General features: G+C 49.2%; 23 protein-coding genes and 1 other RNA gene. 8 read left to right on the top strand and 16 right to left on the bottom strand.

Annotated elements, in window-relative coordinates:
• Position 1 precedes the first annotated feature (1 nt).
• The 5 genes from E7Z62_03480 to E7Z62_03460 are packed head-to-tail and all read right to left on the bottom strand — an operon-like array spanning position 2 to position 4,705.
• Entirely contained in the window at positions 2–1,447 is a 1,446-nt protein-coding gene (locus E7Z62_03480) for a replication factor C large subunit (protein MBE6522172.1), read from the bottom strand.
• A complete protein-coding gene (locus E7Z62_03475) occupies positions 1,444–1,944 on the bottom strand; it encodes a zinc ribbon domain-containing protein (GenBank protein ID MBE6522171.1) in 501 nt (166 codons plus the stop codon). Before E7Z62_03475 ends, E7Z62_03480 begins: the two co-directional genes overlap by 4 nt.
• Positions 1,937–2,737: an ATP-binding cassette domain-containing protein gene (locus E7Z62_03470; GenBank protein ID MBE6522170.1), complete on the bottom strand. Its 801-nt coding sequence runs from the start codon at positions 2,735–2,737 to the stop codon at positions 1,937–1,939. Before E7Z62_03470 ends, E7Z62_03475 begins: the two co-directional genes overlap by 8 nt.
• 29 nt (positions 2,738–2,766) lie before the next feature.
• Positions 2,767–3,048, bottom strand: a complete 282-nt coding sequence (locus E7Z62_03465) for a hypothetical protein (GenBank protein MBE6522169.1) — start codon at positions 3,046–3,048, stop codon at positions 2,767–2,769.
• A 10-nt stretch (positions 3,049–3,058) separates the two neighbouring features.
• The gene (locus tag E7Z62_03460; GenBank protein MBE6522168.1) at positions 3,059–4,705 is read right to left on the bottom strand and encodes a sodium:solute symporter family protein; all 1,647 of its coding nucleotides are present in this window, start codon (positions 4,703–4,705) and stop codon (positions 3,059–3,061) included.
• Positions 4,706–5,008: 303 nt separating this feature from the next.
• Between E7Z62_03460 and ffs the strand changes: the two genes are divergently transcribed.
• An RNA gene (ffs, locus tag E7Z62_03455) (signal recognition particle sRNA) lies at positions 5,009–5,315 on the top strand.
• 1 nt (position 5,316) lies between these two features.
• Here ffs and E7Z62_03450 read toward each other — a convergent pair.
• From E7Z62_03450 to E7Z62_03430, 5 genes are read right to left on the bottom strand one after another with little or no spacing between them, the layout of a single operon-like run.
• Complete coding sequence (locus tag E7Z62_03450; protein MBE6522167.1) at positions 5,317–6,294, bottom strand: methanogenesis marker 2 protein; 978 nt, start codon at positions 6,292–6,294, stop codon at positions 5,317–5,319.
• 5 nt (positions 6,295–6,299) lie between these two features.
• Entirely contained in the window at positions 6,300–7,250 is a 951-nt protein-coding gene (locus E7Z62_03445) for a magnesium transporter CorA family protein (GenBank protein MBE6522166.1), read from the bottom strand.
• Between the two features lie 9 nt (positions 7,251–7,259).
• The gene (locus E7Z62_03440; GenBank protein MBE6522165.1) at positions 7,260–8,888 is read right to left on the bottom strand and encodes a metalloprotease; all 1,629 of its coding nucleotides are present in this window, start codon (positions 8,886–8,888) and stop codon (positions 7,260–7,262) included.
• Between the two features lie 50 nt (positions 8,889–8,938).
• Positions 8,939–9,580, bottom strand: coding sequence for a DUF115 domain-containing protein (locus E7Z62_03435; GenBank protein ID MBE6522164.1), 642 nt, complete (start codon positions 9,578–9,580; stop codon positions 8,939–8,941).
• Between the two features lie 4 nt (positions 9,581–9,584).
• The gene (locus tag E7Z62_03430) at positions 9,585–10,691 is read right to left on the bottom strand and encodes a DUF373 family protein (GenBank protein MBE6522163.1); all 1,107 of its coding nucleotides are present in this window, start codon (positions 10,689–10,691) and stop codon (positions 9,585–9,587) included.
• An 80-nt stretch (positions 10,692–10,771) separates the two neighbouring features.
• On the opposite strand from E7Z62_03430, the gene E7Z62_03425 reads away from it, so the two are divergent.
• Complete coding sequence (locus E7Z62_03425; protein MBE6522162.1) at positions 10,772–11,416, top strand: Zn-dependent hydrolase; 645 nt, start codon at positions 10,772–10,774, stop codon at positions 11,414–11,416.
• Between the two features lies 1 nt (position 11,417).
• On the opposite strand, the gene E7Z62_03420 is transcribed toward E7Z62_03425, so the two are convergent.
• The 5 genes from E7Z62_03420 to E7Z62_03400 are packed head-to-tail and all read right to left on the bottom strand — an operon-like array spanning position 11,418 to position 13,288.
• Complete coding sequence (locus E7Z62_03420; protein MBE6522161.1) at positions 11,418–12,074, bottom strand: translation initiation factor IF-6; 657 nt, start codon at positions 12,072–12,074, stop codon at positions 11,418–11,420.
• A gap of 13 nt (positions 12,075–12,087) precedes the next feature.
• A complete protein-coding gene (locus tag E7Z62_03415; protein MBE6522160.1) occupies positions 12,088–12,351 on the bottom strand; it encodes a 50S ribosomal protein L31e in 264 nt (87 codons plus the stop codon).
• Positions 12,352–12,356: 5 nt separating this feature from the next.
• Positions 12,357–12,512, bottom strand: a complete 156-nt coding sequence (locus E7Z62_03410; GenBank protein MBE6522159.1) for a 50S ribosomal protein L39e — start codon at positions 12,510–12,512, stop codon at positions 12,357–12,359.
• 2 nt (positions 12,513–12,514) lie between these two features.
• The gene (locus E7Z62_03405) at positions 12,515–12,844 is read right to left on the bottom strand and encodes a DNA-binding protein (GenBank protein MBE6522158.1); all 330 of its coding nucleotides are present in this window, start codon (positions 12,842–12,844) and stop codon (positions 12,515–12,517) included.
• Positions 12,845–12,859: 15 nt separating this feature from the next.
• Positions 12,860–13,288 carry a 30S ribosomal protein S19e gene (locus E7Z62_03400; GenBank protein ID MBE6522157.1) on the bottom strand — a complete coding sequence of 143 codons (429 nt, stop codon included), beginning with the start codon at positions 13,286–13,288 and terminating at the stop codon, positions 12,860–12,862.
• A gap of 334 nt (positions 13,289–13,622) precedes the next feature.
• On the opposite strand from E7Z62_03400, the gene E7Z62_03395 reads away from it, so the two are divergent.
• The 5 genes from E7Z62_03395 to E7Z62_03375 are packed head-to-tail and all read left to right on the top strand — an operon-like array spanning position 13,623 to position 17,819.
• A complete protein-coding gene (locus E7Z62_03395) occupies positions 13,623–14,234 on the top strand; it encodes a DUF998 domain-containing protein (protein ID MBE6522156.1) in 612 nt (203 codons plus the stop codon).
• Between the two features lie 54 nt (positions 14,235–14,288).
• Positions 14,289–15,293 (top strand): hypothetical protein, encoded by a 1,005-nt coding sequence (locus tag E7Z62_03390; protein MBE6522155.1) that lies wholly within the window; start codon positions 14,289–14,291, stop codon positions 15,291–15,293.
• Positions 15,290–16,615: a DUF2029 domain-containing protein gene (locus E7Z62_03385; protein MBE6522154.1), complete on the top strand. Its 1,326-nt coding sequence runs from the start codon at positions 15,290–15,292 to the stop codon at positions 16,613–16,615. The genes E7Z62_03390 and E7Z62_03385 overlap by 4 nt, the downstream gene beginning before the upstream one ends.
• A 57-nt stretch (positions 16,616–16,672) precedes the next feature.
• Positions 16,673–17,272, top strand: coding sequence for a zinc-ribbon domain-containing protein (locus E7Z62_03380; protein ID MBE6522153.1), 600 nt, complete (start codon positions 16,673–16,675; stop codon positions 17,270–17,272).
• A gap of 4 nt (positions 17,273–17,276) precedes the next feature.
• Entirely contained in the window at positions 17,277–17,819 is a 543-nt protein-coding gene (locus tag E7Z62_03375; protein ID MBE6522152.1) for a UbiX family flavin prenyltransferase, read from the top strand.
• A gap of 28 nt (positions 17,820–17,847) precedes the next feature.
• Here E7Z62_03375 and leuS read toward each other — a convergent pair whose 3' ends face one another.
• The gene (gene leuS / locus E7Z62_03370) at positions 17,848–20,748 is read right to left on the bottom strand and encodes a leucine--tRNA ligase (GenBank protein ID MBE6522151.1); all 2,901 of its coding nucleotides are present in this window, start codon (positions 20,746–20,748) and stop codon (positions 17,848–17,850) included.
• A gap of 247 nt (positions 20,749–20,995) precedes the next feature.
• Here leuS and E7Z62_03365 point away from each other — a divergent pair, with 247 nt between their 5' ends.
• Positions 20,996–21,355, top strand: coding sequence for a hypothetical protein (locus E7Z62_03365; protein ID MBE6522150.1), 360 nt, complete (start codon positions 20,996–20,998; stop codon positions 21,353–21,355).
• The last annotated feature ends 20 nt before the right edge of the window (positions 21,356–21,375 follow it).

The following is a 21,375-nucleotide window of genomic DNA, read 5'->3' as shown; positions in this document are numbered from 1 at the left end:
CTCAGAAGTCGAACAGGCTTGCCTGATTATTTTTCTTATGCTCAGCCTGTGGCTTTTCCGGTTCCTTTACAGGTTCCTCTGCTTCCTTGACTATCGGTTCTGAAGCCTTTGCGGCTTTCTTCTTTACCGGCTCTGGTTTTGGAATCTCGCTCTCGATTTGCTCGAATACCGCTTTGACATCCTTGGATTCCGGTTTTTTATCCAGCAGGAAGCCTAACTCCTCAGGTTCGAGTTTCAGTTCCTTGGTTATTAGAACGCGCATCTCGGGTTCGTTAGACATTATCTGCTTGACGAAAGGCAACACGTCCAGATCTACACGCTTGGTTGAGGTGTGCAGGTATATCGCCAACTTGAGGTCAACGGATTTCCTCAGAGCGCGGACACTCTTGCTTCTGGACATCTTGCTCAGATAGGAAGGGAAATGGAGACGGTCATGGGAATACTTGTTAGTCATGCGCGCAGTATTCACGCCTGCCGTCAGAGTATCGCTAGCATAAGACCAGAATCCGAAATATTGGCGTCTTCCCACCCTGCCCAAATAGATATCGGCGCGTGAGAGTTTCTCATATCCGCGTACAAGGTCGCCTTTATCCAGGAATTCGTATGGAAGGTTCTCATCGACCCATAATTCTACCTCGGGAGGATCGGTGTCCGTATCCATCATGATCCTTCTGGCCTTCATGGCATCGTTGGATCTGAATATGGCCGACATCAGAGTGTACATGTCATTCCTCTTGTCGCGGGCGGATATGCTCTCTGCCATCTCCAGTGTGACATGGTTTTGTCCGAGGGATAATGCCTCGAGATTGCGGACCGCTGCACGCATGTCTCCAGCCGCTTTCTCCGCTATCATCTCCATGGCATCTTGGTCCACGGTAATTCCTTCATTCTGAGCAATCTTGTACAAAGCTTTGACCACTGAAGGGGTCTTGGGCTTCTGGAAAGTGATCTGAAGCGTGTCCGTCTTCGCTGCACTGCACTTACGGGACAGTTCGTAATAGTCATTCACAATTAGGACAAGAGGCTGAAGAGTCTCTTTTATGAGCTTGGAAATGACTGGTATGGCCCCCCTGTCCGTGTTCCCGAAGAAATTGTCAGCCTCATCCAGGACTATGAGCTTCCTCTGGCCCTTTCCGGTATCCAAATATGTGCCCTCATCCGAGAACGTATTGAACCTCGATCCACGAACGGCTATATCTTCGATAGCGTCGGCATTACGCTGGTCTGATGCGTTCATCTCTATGATAGACCAACCCATGTCTCTGGCCAATGCCTCGGCTGAAGTGGTCTTACCTATTCCTGGAGTCCCTATCAGAACGACCGCCCTTTTCTCGGGTATTCCATTATTCCAGGATTCCGCCCATGCCTTGAGCGTATTCACCGCTGCAGGATTGCCTACGACTTCCTCCAATGACTGAGGGCGATATTTCTCGGTCCAATCCATCATTCTTCCCTCTTTCCGATATGGGTGAACACATCCATCAGGGAGAACATGAAGACCAGAATCTGCAGAGCTATGATGATCCAATAGTTGTCATTGTTCTCAAGAAATGCAGGTGTGATGTACATCAGGAGGATGGTGGCGCAAATGAACACGAATGCTTTAGACCATCTGCGCTGTATTATCTGCCCCAGACCGAATACATTGAAGAATCCAGGTATAACCGCCAGAGTGACTGACAGGTAATCTATCATCGTCCAAGGTCTTCTTACGACAACAGGCTCTTTGTAACGATCTTCCACCTTGGTGCCGCAGAACGGGCAGTAATCCGAATCCTTTGGAAGCGCCTTCCCACAGTTAAGGCACATCTCCGAATATCTTATCTCATCGTTGTCATCGATGATCAGAGAGTTCTTGGTCCAGGCTCCGCAAACATAGCAGAAATCCTGCCCCTCCGGAATCTCTGAACCGCATCCAGTACAAACGTGCCTAATATCATTCACCTCCTACTACCAGCATCTGATATGTCCCGTTATCTTCTATGACCTTAATACTTTCTCCGTATAGTTCGGAAATTATGTCATCCTTCAGGACATCTTTCTTGGAGCCTTCAGCTAGGATCGTCCCTTCTTTCAGTGCTACTACGTGATCTATGGAAGGAGGTATATCTGAAAGGTCATGAGTCACCAGGATGATATTTATCCCCTGTCTGGACAGGATGTCTAGCATGGATCTGAACTTAGATCTCATGGAGATGTCAAGACCGGTCATGGGTTCATCCAAGATCAGCATCTCGGGTTCATTGACCAAAGCCCTTGCTATGAGGACACGCCTCATCTCTCCCAAAGACAGATTTGAAACGGGCCTATCCAGGAGATTATCGACACCTATGAGCGTAGCTGATGAGATCACTTTCGAATCTATCTCCTCGGTAACGGTACGGTCAACGAACACGTCCAGACTGCTGAAGAAACCTGAACATATCACTTCATAAACTGTTGTATCGGCTCCGAACAAGTTCTGAAGATCCATCGATACCAGGCCCACATGTTTGCGGAATTCGAATAGATTGCGTCTGTCCTGTCCGAATATGCGCAGAATCGATGGATGTTCCTCATCGTAGTAGGGGTAGATATTCCCGTAGAGCAATTGGACCAGTGTCGTCTTCCCCGACCCATTAGGCCCTATGATCGCTAGATTCTCACTTTTTTGCAGTTCAAGGTCGATGGAACTCAGTATGTACCTTCCGTCTCTGACGACAGAGACGTTACTGAGTTCCAAGACCTTGTTGAGCATGAAGACCGAATCGGCCTAATCCTACTTAATCAATCTTTGAGGAGTGCATCCAATTCCATCAGCATTTTGGCGACCTTTCTTCCCTTGGAAGTCAGAACTATGTTGATGGCACGGGATTTCTCCATAGGCTCTTGGGTGATCAGGCCCATGGACTCGAGACGGTCAAGCTTATCAGGTATACGCGGATTTGACGATACGTTCCTGTAAACCTCTATCTTCTGACATTCCCCGTTGATCGATAGGAACATCATTATAGCGATCAAGTGTTTTTCTTCGAATCCGAGTACGCCTCTGTCCATCTCAGGGTCCATGGTCTTGCCCTCACACGTTATTGCAGGTCATGGTATTTGGTTCTTTTTTCTTTACTAATATCGCAAGTACCAATGTGATGGTCGAGAGAGGTAATGCGATCATCAACGGATCCAGATAGGCCAATGTGGTGTCTGGGAACAGAACATTGGTACCGGTTATCAGCTTACAGATGGGCAGGAATATGCACGTTCCGGCATTGAGGAACAACGCAGAGAACAGATATGATACGGTTCCAACCACTATACTAGATACTGCAACGAATTTGATAGGTTTCTCGCAGTAAAGGGAATAGAAGTAAGCAGGCAGCAAAGCCGCTGCGGTCACACCCATGAACACTGAAGTGGCCTTTGCAATGATATCGTTGGGCATGAGATAGCAATAGACGACCACGAGCACCATGAATATGACGATCGTCGCCCTGTTAAGGTTGATTGACTGAGAGTCGGTGTCCTTGTTCAGCTTCCTGCTCTTGAACACAGAATAGATGTCATATCCTCCGGCAACACCGATGGTGTGCATAAGAGCACTGATTGTAGATATCGATGCACAGATCAGCGACAGTAGGAACAATGAGATGAATATGTCTCCGAAGGTTATGTCGCTGAAGATCTCTAAAATGAACTGAGGTATGATGAAATCTGTACCCAATCCTATGGAGTTGAGGTATTCGAAGGACATCAAACCGCCGTGTTCATTGCTGAAGAAAATGTTGGTCAAAGGACCTACGGTGTATGCAGTACCGACGACAACCATGATGAATATGGAACCGATAAGCAATGATTTATCAAGATCCCTGTCAGACTTGGCCGACATATATCTGACAATAAGCTGGGGCTGAGTCAAGGCGCCGATTCCCACACCCATGATGAACGTAGTGACTACGGTCATCCATTCACGTGAACCAAAATCAGCGACACTGGTCCAACCTTCGAATCCAGGAGCGACACCCAATCCAGTGATATCCCCCATACGCTGTTCCCAAAGACCTACCAGGGCCTCATTTCCCTCTGTGATTCCACCAGTGTAAGCCCAGGTAACAATAAGGATGACCAGCATTCCTATGAACATGATCGAAGCCTGAAGAGCATCGTTGTACATGACGGCGATGATTCCACCGTACACGACATATACCGCGACGACTAGGGATAATCCGATCAGGATGTAATTGTAATACTCTGTAAGACCGGTGATGACTGCCAGAGAGTTGACTCCTCCTTTCAGCACTGCCGCTGTGTAGATAGGCATCATGACAAGGATCAGAATAGCTGTGAACAGCCTGATCCCTCTGGAACCGTAAATCTTTCCAAGAAGGTCGGCAAAGGTTGCCGCACCGAGTTTTCTGCCTAGTTTTCTGGTCTTTTTACCAAAAATCAAAAAAGCGACGACGAGTCCAACGAAGAGGTTTAGGAAACATAACCACATCAGTGACATACCATGGACGGCGGTCTGTCCGCCGAAACCGATGACGGCGGAAGCGCTTAGGAATGTTGCACCGTAGGACAAAGCGATAATCAAGGGGCTTGTCTTGTTACGTCCTAACAGAAAATCTTGGTTATTGGAGGTGTTCTTATAACCATACCAACCCAGAAGAAGCGTTATAATAACGAAGATAACAGTCATCACACCGAACAAGGTAAGATCGATTCCATCACTCATCGGAATCATCTCCCTCATCGGATTCTTTTCCCTTCTTCAGACTGATGTAAATGCAGTATACGACAGTAAGGATGCATCCCACATAAGCACCAATCACCCATGGGTCGGTCAAACCTAAGATATCCATTCGAATCACCAATGTTGCGTGCTAACACATAGCACGGCATCCAGTGTTATGGAAAGATGGTATATAATGATGTGGTCAGAGTATTAGCTGGAATAAGGGATGATCCTATGATATTATCGCAGGTGACTCGACATCATTGTACGAAGGTATTTTTATGACAACTTAGAATAACCCTTTGTTTGGCTTGACCGGGGCGTTTGGCGTGCCCTATACCCGAAATCGTCATAGCGGGGGTGACAGCAGCGGGCGGTCCCGCTGAGGTTCATAAGCCCATAGAGCAACTATGAAATCTTGTCCTGTAGAGTCGGAGTTTGCACAGGAAACGGCCGGAGGGTCGTTCTCCATGCATTAATCGGGGAAACCGGGTCAGGTCCTGACGGGAGCAGCCTCACTTCGAACCACTGACGTTTACGGGGTCGCAGGGTGGAGAAGCAAAGTGGTCTACTTATGTTCTGATGAGGGAACAACCGTTGTGGCCAGACACTTATTTCTTGACCTTTACGCCGGTGATGATGTCTTTATCGAAATCAAAGAGGACAATCTCTTGCTCGCCATCTGTGATCCTCAGTTTCTTGGAATCGTCGACTTTACCAACTACTGACCCGGCACAACCGACGTCGGCGAATATGTCGATGATCTCCTGAGAATGTGCGGCATCACACGAGAAAACGAAAGCACAGCCGAAATAGGTGGTTGCCCAGTGATATGGATCGACATCGTCTGGAATAGGGATCTTACGAATATCGACTGTGGCGCCCTTTTCAGAGGACTCGAGCATCATTCCGAGAGTACCGATGTGACCTGGATTACTCATGTCCTTGCATGCATGGGCCAGATGTTTCTCAGCCACCATTGCCGCGGCCTCCATCTGAGCCTGTACAAGATCCTTCGGCTTACTGGAAGTACTGTCATATGTATAAGGAACAGATTCTGGGAAAACTCCGTCGAGATCGATGACGAAAACGACATCGTCGCCACACTTGGCAGTGCTGCTAAGGAGGACGTCATCCTTCTTGACTGAGCCGATTATGGAAATCTCAATGGAATTGAAGTTGCAGTCGGGATGGGTATGGCCACCGACCAGAGGAACGTTGAACTTCTCCACCCCGTATTGTATCCCTTTCAGCAGGTCCCCGTTCATGTTGCCGTCCTTCACTGAGATGACATCCACCATGCCCAGCGGACGTCCGCCCATAGCAGCGATATCATTGACATTCACCAGTACAGCATAATAGCCTGCCAGGAACGGATCCGCTGCCATCAGCTTCTCCATTATGCCGTCAGCAGCGAAAAGAACGCACATATTCCCGTTCTCGATGACTGCCGCATCTTCTCCTTCGGCCGCAACGACCTGAGGGAATCCCGTTGTGGGGAAAAGATCCACGATATCGTGGATGGCATTCTTCCTGGTGACTCCAGGGAAATTCCTTATGGTATCTGCCATTCTTTGGAGATCGGTCATTTGAATCAGCGCCACAAGCCTCTCTTACGGAGGATAAAGATGGATACGATACAGAGAACAACCATCAGAACGAACAATATGATGTACGTATACTCGTACCCGCTTCCGGGGAGAGGTACGTTCATACCGTAGAAACTGGCGATCATCGTAGGAATGGCGATGATAAGAGTTATGGATGTCAGGAATTTCATAACGTTTGCAAGGGAATTGTTGAGATCTGATTCGACCAGCTGCCTTGTACCCTTGATGATCTGCGCGTAAGTGGTCGTCATCTCTAGAGCCTGATTGGTCTCGACTATAACGTCATCGATTAGCTCCTTGTCTTCCGGAGTAGAGATCAATCTGGACCTTCTGATCCTCTCGATGATGGAAGCGTTGACAGCAAGACTGGTCTTGAAGTAAACCAAGTTGGATTCCAATTCGTGGAGTTCAAAGAGATCCTCCCTCTTTGTGGCTTTGCGGATGGATTCCTCGATCGCATTACGCTTGACCTCGATGTACTTCAGATCGGACTGATAGTTGATAGCGATCCTGAAGAGAATCTGGAGCAGGAAACGCGTCCTATTGGACACATTTACTGTGTTGATATTCTTGTTCATCGACGACAGGATGTTATTGATTGCGAAAAGAGGCTGCAGACAGACGGTAACTATTGCCTTGTCCGTCAATGTGATTGAGATAGGGAAGGTCGTGAACTCCTCATGCCCGTTCCTCCACTCCCTTGTAGGGGCATCGACTAGAACTATTGTGTACTTGTCGGAGACTTCGGTCCTGGAGCCTTCCTCGTCATCCAGTGCAGCGGTGAGGGCCTCTCTGTCGATACCGAGAGCCTTTTGCACCAAGTCTATCTCCTCGACCGTAGGATCAATCATGTTGATCCATACATCGTTCTTGATCTGGTCCGTCTTTGCGACCTTGCCGTTAAGCATCTCGTAGATATCGATCGTCTTCTTCACCCCTTCTTCTCATATTACGAACGCCAGAATGACCAGGAAGAACATCATGAGAGTTACGGCAGTGACACTGCTGGCGACACTGCCAGTCAGCTTCTTGCGCCTCTCAGCATCCTTGATTCCCAGTTTTTCCAACAACCAATTGATGCCTCCCTCAAATAAAAATCCTCCATCGAAGGGATAGGCGGGGAGAGCGTTAGAAATCGCCAGCAGGATATCCAACCAGAACAACCAGTAAAGGATCTTCACTACAACCCAAGTAATATCGCCAGCGGGCGCATCGTACCACCAGGTGATCGCGTTCGGTATGGGGTCGAGTCCGTTGATCGGCCCTGAGAGGTACCTAAGGAAACCCTCCACATAACTGAACGCATCCGTACAGTTGTAGAACGGATCGGTGGCGGTGGTCATCATGAGTTCAGGCGTCATCATCGTGAATCCTGAATTGGAAACCGAGATTCCGAGGTATCCCTGGGAACCGGATGATGTAAGAGTGACTTCCTCATGCACGACTGTTTCTATGTCGCTTCCGTCGGAAGATACCGTAACGGTGGTTACAACTGCCTTGTCCCCGCCTGAAGTCCCCTTCATGGTGTCGAGGAAATCATTGGTGTTGTGGATTATGGCCTCTCTAGTTGATCCGGACGAATCGGTGATTGTGATTGAATAAAGATATGTGAGAACCTCGAGACCAGCGCTCTTTGCTGGACTGTTGTTGGATACAGACTTTATGAGTGCGCCCATCTGCAGAGCACTTGAGGCTCTGGATTCCCCATCTTCCAGTACATATTGAAGTCTATACAAACTCGTTGGCAATAATTCAAGATCCTTACAATCCAGACAGACACTTCTGCCAGAGGTGTCAGCAGTCACAGTATGCCATTGTTCCTCCCCATAGAGCTGAATGCCTGTTATGAGGGCGGATGTCGGTACATCCGAATAGAATGCAGGAGAATCCTTGTCTATCGAATAAACACCAGGCAGGTCATCCTCATCCATATTCTGTCCAAAATCAGCGACTGTTATGGTGGAACAGATCAAAAGCATCAGGACGATAGAAATTGTTGCCACGACGGTGTTGACGGTAATTCCTGCCGCATAAACATCTAGCTGTGCCCTGCGGGAGAGCTTAGGAAGCTGTTCCTCGTTCGGCTCACAGAAAGCCCCCAGGGGGACCACTCCGTACAATAGTCCTGTGGAATCCACATCGCAATCGTTGACACGCGACTGGATCCCGTGACCCATCTCATGGACCACCATGGCGACGAAAAGCGCAAGGATTCCGTATGTCAGTGGAAGCATAGGGTTGAATCCGGGAATGGCAAGGGCGTATTGGATACCGATTCCTCCGGAACCTAACCTTGAAGGCAAGGCAATCACGGAAAGGATCAGCATATACATCATAAGGAAGAACAATACAGCGGAAGTCAGCCTAGACATGAAACCGAAGGCATACCAGAACCTGCGGTATTTGGCAATCTTGTCCATCGTTTTGATACCGAGCCTGGTCTTGATCATTATCGTAGGCCCGTATTTCACCAGATGATACTTCAGGGCCTTCTCGGGATTCCTCCAAACCCAGAACCATATCGGTACGTAAATGATGGTCAAAATTATGAGGGCCAATATTCCGGCATCCATGCTATTCCTCTTGGGCGAGTAGGCTTTCCTCCTATAATAAGAGAATCAAATCAGATGTCAAAAGATTCGATGATTCTTTTAGCCCATTGGAGCTTGCGTAACTTGATGGACGGATCTGATCCATCCTTTGCCATGGGATGATCGTAATCGAACCCTATCAGCCTTATCTCCCTGGCGTTGAAATGTTTAGCATAGCAATATGCACGGTCACCGTCTGTGAACCCGCCGTAATTGAACACCGTATACTCTGGGGCGGATTGCGTGGTGAGGACCACTGGACCAGTAAAAAGGCCGGCATATCTCATTATGAGTTCAGGGTTGTCCCCATGGGCATGTAGAAAAGATACTGCACCGCGTGAACTCGCCTCCAGCTGCGGTTCTATCTCCCCGTCGAGATCCGTGAATATCATATCGGGCAGTATCCTCCTGGCCAGCATCCTGCCGACAGCGGATCCGGAACAGAGGATCGTCCCATTGATGCCTACGGAATCCAAATCATCCTCCAAGCAGGGAGCATTTCCAACGACGGTGACTGCCCCTTCGACCAGATGGGAGAAATCATCCCCGGAATGGAGATCTGAATTGAGAGTGACTGCCTTCAGTATACGGACTGAACTCTCGTCTTCTGTACGATCGTATCCCATGTCTGCGAGGATCTGCTCATAAATAGGTTCCCACTCTTGGAAATCCATCGTATCATCCTGCGATGGCATTCTTCCTATATTGGCTCTTGAAGTAGCTGGACACCATGGAGATGATTATTCCAAGAATGATCTCGAGAACGCCCAGCATGGGGTCGTCTACCGGACCCACATAAAACAGAGCGAGATCTATTAGTCCGGTGATCATCACTCCGAAGCTGGCGACACTAAAGCAGTCGAAAATGTTGCTCAGACGTATCGCCATGGCCTCCTGATACTCATAGATGATCACCCCGAAGATGTAAATGGTGATGGCCATCATGCTGGGCCAGACGATCATGTTGATGTAGGAAAGCAATGCTATGAACCAAGAATCGTAGTATGTGTCCTTCATCTCGTAATAGCATACGATGCAGCTGATGATGAAAACACCGACAGCGAGAGTGGTCATAAGCATCATCGTGCTTCTGGCCAGGACGTTGTCCTTGAAGTAATGAGAGTATTTGTCCCACTTTTCCGAGAAATCGTATGCATAGAGCAACAACATGAGACCTACAATCATTGGGATGAGATCCCTAGAGATTGCGGTCAGCTCAGAAACATCCTGGGTGGTGAAGAATATGACCAAGTCCGGAATGAGGAAGAACAAGGAAGCTATGAAGATGATCGCTCCTATGGGTGCGATGAACCTCTTCCTCTTGTTGCGCTCAGAGAGCATCTTGGTCAGAACGTACAAAGAACCTTCGATGTTCGGAGCCTGTTTCACGAACACCTTCTTCACAGAATCCACATGGGCCCTGGAGGAGATGATGGGGTAGATGTATTCATCCTCAGCACCGTCTCCGATGAGAACGACGTTGTCCGGCTTCACCTCATTCAAAACAGCTTCGAGTTCCGAAACCAAAGCCAGATCCGATTTGTGACCAACCTTCTCATCTCCGCAGATGAGCGCGATAGTGGCATCGGATCCCTGTTCCTGCAGATCCATGCAGGTGCTGATTGCTGCATACAGAGCGTTCAGGTCAGAATCTTCCGGGTCAGCAATTCCCAGTGAATTAGCAGCGGTTATACAGTCCTGTATACCTATGACGGGGGTGGATACCTTTCCCTTGACGCCGAAATCGTCATCCCTGTCAACGGCTAAGACCAGAGTCCGCTTCATAGAGTCGTAATCAACTCACGCCTATAAATTGTCCTTGGCCATAGTTCGATTTTTTATCGGTAGTATGCAATGAGGGTTGCATGCGGATCAGATGGCACGGACATGCATGCTTCGAATTCTCCAACGGCGAGACCACAATCGTCGTAGACCCTCACGACGGAAGATCGTTAGGGATCAGACCGCCGGTCGCTTCAGCAAATACAGTCCTGATGACTCATGACCATTACGATCACAACGCATCCCGTGTAATCAAAGGCAACCACAAGGACCTAAAGTTCGCCTACGGCGACAATGTTGTTCACGGCAACATCAAGGTCACCGGCTTTCAGAGCTGGCATGACAACACCGAAGGATCTGAAAGAGGGGCCAACACCATCTACAAATTCGAAATGGAAGGCATATCGATCTGCCACTGCGGCGACCTTGGATGTATTCCGCCAAAGGATGTATTGGATGAGATCAAGGGAGTTGACTTCCTTTTCGTGCCCGTCGGCGAGGTATATACAATGGAGGTGCCTGAGATCAAGACCCTTATTGAACTCGTAAATCCGAGGATAATAGTTCCCATGCACTACATGGTCGGAGGTCTCTCATTCAGGCTCTCGCCGCTCGATAAGTTCCTAGATATTATCCCCGTCAATGCTACGGATTTCATCGGGAACGAGCTCGATATCTCCAAATCGGACCTTCCTGACGATAAGGAATGTTGGGTCTTCGACTGCTGAATCAGTAGAGAGCGAGACCCTCTTCGATCTTTCCCATCTCGATGGGGGTGGTGTCATCTCCTATGAGAGCACCTTTAGAATTGGCCAGAATGCCTGCGCCCAGCATGCGCGATCCGTGGTTGACGGTCGTCCTAATGCATTCGACTTTGAGAACGTCCTGAATCAGTTTCACATCTTCATCAGTGGCATCTGCGTGGCAGACGCATCCTATGTTGGTTGCTCTGCAAACTGACCCTACTGTATTCACGCCTGCTATGGATGACTGAACGCACTCTACTCCGAGAGCGTCAGAGATCACCTTGACAAGCGATTTTGAATACTGGGGGTTGACGATGGCACCTTTGTCGTTGGCAAGAATGTTGTTCCCAGCCGCGTTTAAGGGGTCTTCAATAGGCGTGCATTTGATGCACTTCCCGATGGTCTCGACCTCCCTCGGATCGGCAAGGCCAGAAACGACAGCGCCGTTGGAATTCATGACGACGAGTGACCCGATCACGAATGATCCGGCCACCGTCATCAATGTGGTTTCTACTTGCAATGCCTCCTCCACATCCTTAACGAACTCGGGGGCGGCATCTCCTGCGATGAATGCGAAACTCTCGTTTACAGCCGTGTATACCCCTATGTTGGGCGTTCCTGCATAACGAGAGTATCTCATCATCTTATTCACCTCACTCTGCGAGTGAGACTTCGACAAGACCGTCGTCGAACTTGACAGCTTTGACGGTGATCTTGTTTGGAGGGTTACGGATACCGTTGGCCCAGAGCTTCTCGTTGACGCTGGCGTCAATCCAGATCTGGTCCTGCTCGGCCTTCATGTGCCTGGCGATGTTCTCCCTAAGCTCCTTGACAGCACGGTTGGTCCTGCGTGTGCGGGGTGCCTGCTTTGTCTTCCTCAGGGGGACAACGATTGTTCTCTCGATTTCATCTGCCATGCGAATCACTCCTTAATCTTGCTCATGCGCCATGACCTTCTCTTAGGGTGGCGGAGGAACTGCCTGCTTGTCCTCATCATGACCCATGCGGGGACACGGCGGTTCTGCTTGACCTTCTTGTTCAGTCTTGCCTTCATTGCGGGGGCCTTTGTACTTGACATGATTATCTCCTCTCTATGGTGATCTCCCTCTTCTTGGGGGTGATCTGCCCTAGGATGTTTCTCAGCATCTCGTCATCGACGGGGACGGGAATCCTTCCGCTCTGGGCTAACTGGACCAACTGCATTTCTATCTGCTGACCCATCTGTGGGTTAGCGAGCTTTATGTTGTTGAGCCTGTCCCTGGCCTCGGGGGTCAGGATCTGCCTCATAGCGTTCTGCAACTGCATCTCGGCCTGCTGCCTCTGCTGCTCCTGCTGTTGCTGCTGCATAGCCTGCTGCTGGAGCTCCTGCATGCGCCTCTGCCTCAATGCCTCTAATTCCGGATCGTCCATTGCTGATACCTCCTTTCAGGCCTTCATCTCGTCGTAGACCTCTTTCGCAGTGTTGTCCAGAAGGGACTGACCTGCAGGGCTGATTGCGCGGCCCTCTTTGTCCTTGGATACCAGATAACCGGCGGCCTCGAGCTGCATCAGGCATTTCCTTGCGATGTTGCGGCTTCCCTTGACTGCCTGGTTAGGCATTGATCCCCTGTCAGCGTAACCACCGTACTCGGCGGCGAGCTTGGAGGATCCCATCGGTCCTTTGACGTACAACTTCCTCATGATGGAGGCGGCACGAGTGTACCACCAGTCATCCTGGGAAGGCGCTCTCTCTGTGTGCCTTCCGGTCTTCACATACTCGGCCCACTCGGGAGGAACGATCTTGTCGTTCTCCTTCAGCTTCTGGGCCGTCTTGAGTATGAGCTGCTCGGCAGGAACATCGTAGACAGTTACCATTTCATTACCTCGCTAATGTCCACATAGCGTGGACCTAACTGAGACTTTGGTATAGAGGTATTGTATATAAGCGTTGCTAAAATAATTATGTATAACAAGAGTTACTCGTACTCCGTACGTTCGGCACCTTGCCCCCGTACGGCCTGAGGATGAAACATCCTCCACGGCAGAATCCACAAACGAGATTCTGATATCCGTATTTGCCGAGATAATGCGATAGTATTTGAACTATTCTGCTAAAAATGCATCAACAGGATGGATATCGAACAACGGTGATGTCTACACTGCAGAGGTGCATGCGTTAATACTTTAATGCCAACTCGCATGTCAGAACATGTTCGATGAGATGGGTCCTTCGAGACTCTACACAATTGCTGGTTTCCTCGTCGCTATTGTTTTGGGAGCAGGATCCATCCTTTCAATCATTCTGTATCCGGAGTGGGATATCAAACTGAATTCATTCTCAGACTTAGGGGACTACATGTCGCCTTCCAAATGGATATTCAACGGCGCATGTATGCTTGCAGGTATCCTTCTGGCGATATTCGCTATGGGATACGTCAAGTACGGAAAGAAAATCTCAAAGATTGGTGGATATGCATTCATCTTGACAGGAATACTCATGTTCCTGGTGGGAGCCGTATCCAAAGAGGCTAGTTATGATGGTCACCTTTACATATCGATGACATTTGCATTCGTTTTCTTCTTCTCAGCTGCAATCATATGCATTCAGAACGTCATCGACAGAGAATGGAAATACCTGCTCCCCACCGTCGTAGCAGGCGCTGTGATCGCAGTCACATGGGTACTATATCTCAACGGCGAGGTCGTCAAATACGGCGAAGCTCAACTAATATGTTTCATCGGAGCACTTGTTTGGTTCCTTTCAGAGACCGTTAGGAACGCTAAATTGGGATTCGGTACGGAAATGGAAGATAAACAGTAACAAGGAACTTATTGAACTCCCAAAAGGATCGATGAGACCGGGAAGTGTTGGCGGATGAAACAAAGGAAATCTATTCAGCTGTATGTCATCGCCTTCGTATTATTGGCAGTGATACTGACAGGAGAGGTCGTATCATTGACCTCATCCCATGGAGATTTCTCATCATCAGCGGACATCAAAGGCGATTCCATAGAAGTCAATGTCTCTGGTAAGGGGTCATATACATACGATTTTGTAGTGATGAATGATTCTCTTCCCACCCCTACAGGCGTCTTCGTGTACTATGATGAAAAATACGAATCGGCTGTCGAGAATGTAGCCGTCTCACCAGGTGCAAGGGCATTGGATCAGGAATACTACGTTCAACAGATGGCCCCCACTTTGAAACTACGTGGCATCGACAACACCAAGATCTTGGATGCTGAAGAGCTTCAGGATTTGATGACTTCGGACGGCATCGGCAAAGCCGTCATCTTCCTTTCAGGAAGTCTTCCGGACACAGTATATGACGGGACATCCGATTCCTTGATCCTAAAATGGATCGAAACAGGAGGAAGATTGTACTGGTGCGGCAACGTCATCGGCAAATACATATCTCATACGGACAGCCTTGAATCGGTATCTGGAGGGCCTTCATTGTTCCTAGGCGCGGATTGCTCGGATTCATCGGCTCTGGGTAGCAGTACAATTGATAACGGATTCTACGATGCATTCTATTTCCAAAACACGGAACTCAGATACTCTCCGATACTGGACACTCTTCCTGAAGATATCGATTATATCGCTATGGGGTACACCGACGGCAAACAGGCCAGCATTACCCTGTTAAAACATGGCGAAGGGCTTGTAGGCATTATCGGAGGGGACTATTCAAGACGTCAAAGGATAGATTTGGGTCAAATCATTGCTTCCGGGGTATGTCCGGGCACAGAGATAATAGAAGACCTCAAAGGCACTATGAACTACAATGTGACCAAAGAGGTCCAGTCGGGAGAAAGAGTATACATTATCCTGGGAGGATTCTTCCCAGTATACTGCCAAATGCATGAGGCGGAATGATGGGATTCTTCAGAGACGATCGGTTCTTCTGCAAGGGAATGATCATTACCATCATCCTCGGAATTGCGATAAGACTAATCATAGGCGTAGTCCTGAAGTTTAACGAGGATGCATACTCGTGGGCAGTAATAATCTCAAACATCGAAGCCGGGAGCGGCTTGTACGATGTGTCCGGATACAACTATCCGCCGGTATGGGGGTATATCCTGGCCTTCTTCTCGCAGATTATGACTAGCCTGGGCGTAGCAGATATGGGGGTCATGAATCCCGAATTGCTCCACATCGAACCGGACCGCATCGCCTACGTGACCACGTTCGAATTCAATTTCGCCCTCACGGTGATGCTCACGATAGCGGATCTGATGACTGCGTATGTCGCATATTATATAGCGAAAGATCTAACCAGTGATGAGATCAAGGCGAAGATTACCTTCGCTCTGTTCTTCCTGGCCTTCCATGTCATCATAATATGCACATCATCGGCCATGTTCGATTCCATATCTGCCCTCTTGACCATGCTCTGCGTCCTGATGCTGGTCAAAGGAAAGGATATCCTGGCTGGAGGATTGCTGGCGACAGCGGTCTTCCTGAAACTGTTCCCAGGATTCATCATATTCATTCTTATCGCGTATCTCATCGTCAACGACAGAGACCAATGGAAAAAGAGGCTGTTCATGGCCGCTTCTGGAGCCATTGCTGTTTCTGCAGTCATAATGGTCCCGCATATACTCGAAGGACACCTAGTGGACAGCTTATCATTCATCTTTGCTAGAGTAACCAGCGATACGGGCATTGGAGGATGGATTATTAGCCATACTTCCACCCTGATGTATGTCATCATATTGGTTCTTGAAGTTCTCTTGGCGATACACTACTACAAAAAGAAACCAGAAGGGAATGGGCAGTTCTTCCTCTATGTGTTCATCGCAGTGATAATAGTCCTGCTGTATCCTGGAACGCCCCAATATGTGATCCTGATGACACCTTTCCTGGCGATAGCCGCATCCGTCTATAACCAAAAGTTCAGGAAGCCCCTGTTCGCCATGATGGTATTCACATCGATGTTCGCATTGAGTTCTCTGGATGTGCAATTCCTCACAGTCCAGACGTATACGGAGCTGATGTCAATGGAGCTATGGGATTCGATACACGAACTGTTCCATGACAACTACCTCTATGTGCTCATCGGAGGAATCGGCGGAGTAGGCCAGTATATCTGCATCCTCTGGACAATGGTGATAGCGCTGGAAGAGGCCGGCATCAACGTCTTGAAGACGATATCAAAGAGAATCAGATCCAAAGATGCAGAGAATTCGGCATGAGCAATCAGTCAACCATGTGCCTTTCACGTTAAATAAGGAGAGACATATGCAGATTCTATGACAGATGATGAGATACGGTTCTGTTACAAATGCGGAGCATCACTTCCGAATGGGGCTGATTTTTGCCCCGAGTGCGGCGCTTCGATAAGGAACGCAGGTACCTCCGAGCGTGTCGAATACACGGCAAGGCCTTCTTCAGGATTGAAGAAAGATCTTGGTGCGATCCCCATCCTCATCATGGTTTACGGCATTCTGGCCATAATCGGGGCATTATTGACCTTACTGGTCGGGGCATCACTCGAATCGATGATCGATACATTTCGCGAATTTGTCAAAGAAGGTGTCATCACCCAAGACGACTTCGATCAATTGATGAACATGCTGGGGCTGGTTGACGAGGCCGCCATTCAGGCAGTTAAACTCAAATTCATAACTGAAGGGGCGATTCTGGCCATCAGCGGAATTCTTGCTTTGGTATCGGCGAACTTCTGTAGCAAACTGCAGAACTTCAAGGTCGCTCTGACCTGCTGCATGGTATCATCAGGAGTCACCCTGTTCATGATGGTATTCCTTGACCCTACCGGAATCATACTGGCCGTTGTAGGTTTCATAATAAGCTACCTGATCTATCAGAAAAAGGACCTCTTCACAAGCTGATTGCATGAGATTCGTAGTAGCTATCACAGGTGCATCAGGTTCCATCTATGGTATCCGGCTCCTTCAGGAACTCAAGGGAGAGAAGATCCTGGTCATGTCTGAAACAGCGAAAGCCATTCTTACAGCTGAGACGGATTACACTGTTGAAGAGGTATATTCTTTGGCTGATCAAGTGTTCGAAGACGATCAGATGTTCGCATCGATAGCTTCAGGGAGTTACAATTATGATGCTATGGTGGTTGCACCGTGCAGCGAATCGTCTCTTGCAAAATTCGCATGCGGCATAGGAGATACTCTGATTTCGCGCTCAGTTGCCGTATGTCTGAAGGAGAATAGGAAACTGATTCTTCTTCCCAGGGAGACACCGAAAAGCGCGATTATGCTGGAGAATGAGCTCAAACTTGCGAGATTGGGGGTGCGCATCGTGGATGCCAACCCTGGATTCTACCCAAAACCGAAGACGGTCGACGATCTGGTTAACATAGTAGTCGGCAGATGTCTGGACCAGATCGGCCAGGAACACAAACTTTACAAAAGATGGGAGTGAGGGGCTAACCCCACTCCTTTAACGTTTTTCACTCTAGATAGATAGCAGGCCTTCCGGGAACTGCGACCTTTGCCTTACCCTGAGGATCGTATATTCCTTCAGCATCTGCTGAATATACTTCGACAGGGACCCCGTTCTCTTCTGAAAGGAACTTCGCGGCTGAACCGAACAGTGCAGCCTCATCAGTGGTGACCAGCGGGAGTTTCTGCTCTATTGTAGATCTGGAGAACTCCACTGCAACCTTCTGGGCAAGTGATGATACGGCCTTACCGTTCTTCCTCAGGTCCTCGCGGGCCATGCAGGCCTTGGTCAGATCGGGGATGGTGAGCTTGCCCTCCTTCATCATATCGAGGGCCATCTGCATGACGTCCCTCTTCCACTGAGATGACGTGTACAGGACGATCTTCTTCACATCGATTCCTGCGATCTTCCTGATCTCGGTGATGTCGGACATGGCCTCCCTAAGGAGGTTCTCCCCATACTCCGCAGATATGGATATCTTCGACTGGTCGGGCTCGGGCAGCTGACCTGCGGATACGAGCCCCTCGAATCCTGCCTGCTCCCAGAGTTCCTCAGCGACATGCGGGGTGACAGGCATCATGCATTGGATCCATATCCTGAGTGCATCCAGGATGGTCTCCTTGTTGTTTCCGCCGCGCCTGTTGTACCATTTCATGTCATTGAACATATCGAAGTACACGATGGTTGTCATCGCTCTGAGATCGTTCTTGTCCATGGCCTTCCTGATGTTGGCCAGATGGTTGTTGAACCTTGAGATGAGCCATGAATCGATGTCCGTCTTCGGCGAATCTGATTCGGATGCAATGAGGTCCTGGACCGCAATCATGATCCTGTCCGTCCTCTGACGGTAGGTGTTCACAGTGTCCTCATCCCACTCCACATCCACGAACATGGATGCCACATTGGCGTAGTACAGCCTCATGGCGTCTACACCGAATTTGGCCGCAGCTCCGGGAATCGGTTGGGCCCCTCCTTTGGATTTGGAGATCTTTGTAGCCTCGCCGGTCTTGTCCTTCTTTCCAGTGATATACCAATTGACCGTGATTCCCTTGGGCCACATCTCTGGCGGGAGAATGGCCACATGGTTCATCAGGAAAGCAGGGAAGTGGACGGTCATGTGCTCCTTTCCTCCGAGATTGAGGTCCAGAGGATACCAGTAGAGCACATCCTTCCTGATCTTATCGAGGAGATCCGTAGGGACGCCCGTGCTGTCAGACACCTGTCCGATGTCCCCTTTGCCAAGTATCGTATAGTCGAAGAAGGCCTCCGTCATCTGCTCGGGCTTGATCTGCCCTTCGTTAGCGTATATCGATATTATGTAATAGACTGGATAGAGGGTGGAATCAGAGATGGCCTCTATGATCCATTTCTTATCATAGGGGAACTTGGTTCCGAGCCAGTTTCCGAGCCTAACACATGCCCTCTCCCTGAACCAATCGAGGACACCATAGACATTGTCGCTCCACTCTGGAGGGTTGAGCTCCATGTCCTTGCAGTGGTCCTTCGTCATCTGAGTGTATTTGGGATCTGCGTAGTTGATGAACCATTGGTCGTCGATCCTCTTAATGTGAACGCGGGATCCGCATCTGCAGACTACCTCCTCTGTGAGATCGTGGAAGACATCGGCCTCTCCTGCTGCAATCATGGCCTGCTTCATCTTCTCCTGTGCCTCCTGGACACGAAGACCTGCGAACTCTCCACAGATGTCCTTCATCTTTCCGGTGTGGAATCCGTCCTTATAGACGATGTGCTTTGCATCCAGAAGCTTGGGGTCGCCAGGTTCCTTGATTCCCAGCTTGTCGATGATATCCTTTGCTGGGAAGTCTCCGTATCCCTTCATCTCGATGATCGAGATGGGGACAGTCTTGTCCAGAATATCCTGCGTGAGACCGTATTTGGTGATCATCTCTGGATTCTTCTTGATCGCTTCCAGAGAAATCCAATCGTCGGGCGCGTCCGACGGGACAGATGTGACCAGTCCAGTACCCACATCGGGATTGACGAATGTGGCAGGGAACACAGGAATCTCGCGATGAATCATGGGCGCTTCGCACATCCAGCCGACCATTTCCTTTCCGGGGACCTTACCGACAACTTCAACCCCATCTTTCTGTAGCTGGAGCTTCTCTGCGGCCTGATGGGATACGATCCAAGTCTCGCCGTTGTATCTGACCTTGTTGTATTCTGTCTCTGGATCGACCCAGAAACAGACCTGTCCGTAAACAGTCTCGGGTCTGAGTGTTGCCGCAATGAGGAATTCATCGCCGTGCTTGAATTTCAGAAGGGTATACTCCTGCGTCTCAGCCTTTCCTCCCTTGGATATGTCTGTCTCGGATGCGTCGACTGCCACGGGTCCACAGTTAGGGCATACTGGTGCATAGTAGGGCTTTTGGATCAGCATGCCTGCATCATGGAGCTTCATGAACTGCCATTCGATGAACTTCGCATAGTCGGGATAGAGCGTACATGTGAATCTGCGCCAGTCGGACAGGAATCCGAACCTGCGCCAGTAATCGTTCTGATATACGTTATTGAAGAACTCGATGACAGACAGAGGATCCTTCATCTTGGCGATATCCTCATCTGTGCAGCCGTTCCTCTTGAGATAATCTATGGTACCCTCGTCCCCTCTGGAGATCCTCCTGTAAAGGCTGATTCCTCCGTTACCAGTGGCGTGGGTTCCTACGGGGAAGAGAACGTTGTAGCCTGTCATACGCTTGTACCTTGCAATGGCATCAAGGTAGGTGTATCCTCTCAGGTGTCCGACATGCAGGTATCCCGTTACTCCGGGGTATGCGAAGATAGCCATGAATTTCGGCTTACTGTCGTCCCTTTCAGACTTGTCCAGACCTGCTTCTATCCAGCGGGTCTGCCATTTCTTCTCCATCGTTCCGTAATCGTATGCCATACTGTATCCCTACTAATGATGTGGCTGGGAATAAGACGACTCTTAATATACTTTCTTTATAATAGGGGAGAAACGTAATTGATACGTCTGTCGGACATTTACATTGTTGTCCGACATATTGTAAGACGTTTCGGAGGACAATGTAAGACGTTGTCCGACAATTATATATACTCTGTCTGACATAGTCTTACTTGCAGTCAAAGAAGGGATGGGACTCTACGGAAACTGCAAGCAAGGAAGGATGAAAATGTCAGACGACGGAACCAAGATCACGATCAGGATGGGACCCGAGGAAATCCAGATGATGGAGGACTTCATGGGAGATCATGACATCGGCAACAGGTCTGACTTCATCCGTGACGCGATCAAGGGTTACATAGCCTCGATGAAGGCCGGACAGCCCATGACCGCGGAGGGCGGGATCTTCGTCCGCCTTAGCGATGTACAGTTGGAAACCTTGAACGGACTCGTACAGACCGGTCTTGCCGTATCTGAGGAGGAGTTCATCAGAAAATGCCTCTTGGACAAGATCGTGCCCAAGAGCGTAGAGGATGAAACCATAGAGAACGCATTCAGGGCAGCACAGATGAAAGCCGCATACAAGTGAAGAAACACAAAAAGGGATGG

It is taken from the genome of Thermoplasmata archaeon (genome assembly GCA_015063285.1).
Classification (GTDB): Archaea; Thermoplasmatota; Thermoplasmata; order Methanomassiliicoccales; family Methanomethylophilaceae; genus Methanoprimaticola.
Note: the sequence above shows the minus strand (reverse complement) of the source record. Positions and strands in the feature narration are given on the sequence as shown.